This window comes from Caballeronia sp. GAWG2-1 (assembly GCF_023631405.1).
Lineage (GTDB): Bacteria > Pseudomonadota > Gammaproteobacteria > Burkholderiales > Burkholderiaceae > Caballeronia.
Map to the genome: position 1 here is coordinate 1 of NZ_JALQDD010000055.1, position 3,281 is coordinate 3,281.

Sequence of the window (3,281 nt, forward strand, 5' to 3'; positions counted from 1 at the left end):
TGGCTGAAGCCGTAAAAAAACCAAGGCCCGAGTTCCGGAACATCGGGCTTGGTCAACTCGCGAAGTATCGCTTGCCGCTCGCGGGGAAGGTGTCCATCCTGCATCGCATCAGCGGCTTGCTGCTTTTCGTGTCGCTGCCGTTCATTCTCTATCTGCTCGATCAGAGCCTGACCTCGGAACTCAGTTTCGACGCGTTCAAGGGCTTTCTGGCCAACCCCATCGTCAAGATCATCACGCTCGTGCTGTCGTGGGCGTATCTGCATCACTTCTGCGCGGGCATTCGCTTTCTGCTGCTCGACACGCACGTTGGCGTGAACAAGGAAGGCGGCAAGCAAAGCGCGTTGATCGTGCTCGTCGTCTCGCTGCTTCTCACGGCTGTGATGGCCCTTAAAATTTTCGGAGCCTTCTAAGACCATGGCAACCCAAAACAGAGTTGGCCCGAAGCGCCTGGTCGTGGGCGCGCACTACGGCCTGCGCGACTGGCTCGCGCAACGCATTACCGCCGTCGTGATGGCGGCGTACACCGTCGTTTTGCTGTTCTGGTTCTTCGCCGCACACAGCTTCTCCTATGAAGGCTGGGCGTCCATCTTCGCCATGCAGTGGATGAAGCTTGCCACGTTCGTGACTCTGCTTTGCCTGTTCTATCACGCGTGGGTCGGCATTCGCGATATCTGGATGGATTACGTGAAGCCCATGGCCGTGCGCCTGTTTCTTCAGGTGCTGACCATCCTCTGGCTCGTCGGATGCGCCGGCTACGCTGCACAGATTCTCTGGAGAGTTTAAAGAACATGGCTGCAATCAAGACTTCCCTGCCGCGTCGCCGTTTCGACGTGGTCATCGTGGGCGCGGGCGGCTCGGGCATGCGCGCATCGCTGCAGCTCGCGCGTGCGGGCCTGTCGGTCGCTGTTTTGTCGAAGGTGTTTCCCACGCGCTCGCATACGGTCGCCGCGCAAGGCGGCATCGGTGCCTCGCTTGGCAACATGAGCGAGGACAACTGGCACTATCACTTCTACGACACCATCAAGGGCTCCGACTGGCTCGGCGACCAGGATGCAATCGAATTCATGTGCCGTGAAGCGCCCAACGCCGTGTATGAGCTCGAACACATGGGCATGCCGTTCGACCGCAATCCGGATGGCACGATCTATCAGCGTCCGTTCGGCGGACACACGGCCAACTACGGCGAAAAGCCCGTGCAACGCGCCTGCGCCGCGGCCGACCGTACCGGCCACGCGTTGTTGCACACGCTGTATCAGCAGAACGTCGCGGCCAAAACGCACTTCTTCGTCGAATGGATGGCGCTGGACCTGATCCGCGACGCCGAAGGCGATGTGCTCGGCGTCACCGCGCTGGAGATGGAAACGGGCGACGTGTATATCCTCGAAGGCAAGACCACGCTGTTCGCCACGGGCGGCGCGGGACGTATCTTCGCGGCATCGACGAATGCGTTCATCAACACGGGCGATGGCTTGGGCATGGCCGCGCGCTCGGGCATCGCGTTGCAGGACATGGAGTTCTGGCAATTCCACCCGACCGGTGTCGCGGGCGCGGGCGTGCTGATTACCGAAGGCGTGCGCGGCGAAGGCGGCATCTTGCGCAATTCGAACGGCGACCGCTTCATGGAGCGCTACGCGCCGACGCTCAAGGACCTCGCGCCGCGCGACTTCGTTTCGCGTTCGATGGATCAGGAAATCAAGGAAGGCCGTGGCGTGGGTCCGAACAAGGACCACGTGTTGCTGGATCTGTCGCACATCGGCGCCGAGACGATCATGAAGCGCTTGCCGTCGATTCGCGAGATCGCGCTCAAGTTCGCCAACGTCGATTGCATCAAGGAGCCCATTCCCGTGGTGCCGACCATCCACTATCAAATGGGTGGCATACCGACGAACATGCACGGGCAGGTCGTGGGTACGTCCAATGGTTATAACGAGCCGGTCAACGGGTTCTACGCGGTGGGCGAATGCTCGTGCGTCTCGGTGCATGGCGCGAACCGTCTGGGCACGAACTCGCTGCTCGACCTGGTGGTGTTCGGCCGCGCGGCGGGCAATCACATCATCAAGCACGCGAAGGAGTTGAAAGAGCACAAGCCGCTGCCGGCCGATGCCGCCGACTTCGCGCTCGAACGCCTCGCGGTGCTGGAGAAGTCGACGTCGGGCGAATACACGCAGAACATCGCCAACGACATTCGTTCGACCATGCAGGCGCATGCGGGCGTGTTCCGCACATCGAAGCTGCTCGAAGAGGGCGTGAGCAAGATCGACGAACTGACCGCGCGCGTGAAGCACGTGCATCTGAAGGACAAATCGAAGGTGTTCAACACGGCGAAGGTCGAGGCGCTGGAGTTGGCGAACCTGATCGAAGTCGCGCGCGCGACCATGGTGTCGGCCGAAGCGCGCAAGGAAAGCCGTGGCGCGCACGCGCACAGCGACTTCGAGCATCGCGACGATGAGAACTGGATGCGCCATACGCTGTGGTTCAGCGAAGGCGATCGCCTCGACTACAAGCCGGTGCAGATGAAGCCGCTGACGGTCGAATCGGTGCCGCCGAAGGCACGGACCTTCTAAGGCACAAGGGAAAATCGAAATGGCAAAGAGAATCTTCGAAGTCTATCGCTACGATCCGGACAAGGACGCAGCCCCGCGCATGCAGACCTACGAGCTGGAGATCGACTCGCACGAACGCATGCTGCTCGATGCACTGCTCAAGCTGAAGTCGGTCGACGAGACGCTATCGTTTCGCCGTTCGTGCCGCGAAGGCGTGTGCGGCTCGGACGCGATGAACATCAACGGCAAGAACGGTCTTGCGTGTTTGCAGAACATGAACGATCTGCCGCAGCGCATTGTGCTGCGTCCGCTGCCGGGCTTGCCGGTGGTGCGCGATCTGATTTGCGACTTCACGCAATTTTTTAATCAGTATCATTCGATCAAGCCGTATCTGATCAACGACACGCCGCCGCCGGAAAAAGAGCGTCTGCAGTCGCCGGTCGAACGCGACGAGCTCGACGGGCTGTACGAGTGCATTCTGTGCGCGAGTTGCTCGACGTCGTGCCCGAGCTTCTGGTGGAATCCGGACAAGTTCGTCGGCCCGGCGGGCTTGCTGCAGGCGTATCGCTTCATTGCGGATAGCCGGGATGAAGCGACCGGCGAGCGTCTGGACAACCTGGAAGATCCGTATCGTCTGTTCCGTTGCCACACGATCATGAATTGCGTCGACGTGTGCCCGAAGGGGCTCAACCCGACCAAGGCGATCGGCAAGATCAAGGAATTGATGGTGCGCCGCGC

General features: G+C 60.8%; 4 protein-coding genes. All 4 read left to right on the plus strand.

Annotated elements, in window-relative coordinates:
* A partial coding sequence (gene sdhC / locus NCR98_RS33125; protein ID WP_250470232.1) for a succinate dehydrogenase, cytochrome b556 subunit occupies positions 1-410 on the plus strand: 410 nt, incomplete at its 5' end.
* A 4-nt stretch (positions 411-414) separates the two neighbouring features.
* Positions 415-783 carry a succinate dehydrogenase, hydrophobic membrane anchor protein gene (gene sdhD / locus NCR98_RS33130; RefSeq protein WP_244829108.1) on the plus strand — a complete coding sequence of 123 codons (369 nt, stop codon included), beginning with the start codon at positions 415-417 and terminating at the stop codon, positions 781-783.
* A 5-nt stretch (positions 784-788) separates the two neighbouring features.
* Positions 789-2,564, plus strand: coding sequence for a succinate dehydrogenase flavoprotein subunit (gene sdhA / locus NCR98_RS33135; protein ID WP_244829109.1), 1,776 nt, complete (start codon positions 789-791; stop codon positions 2,562-2,564).
* A 19-nt stretch (positions 2,565-2,583) separates the two neighbouring features.
* Positions 2,584-3,281: succinate dehydrogenase iron-sulfur subunit (locus NCR98_RS33140; protein ID WP_250470234.1), on the plus strand; the 698-nt coding region annotated here is incomplete at its 3' end.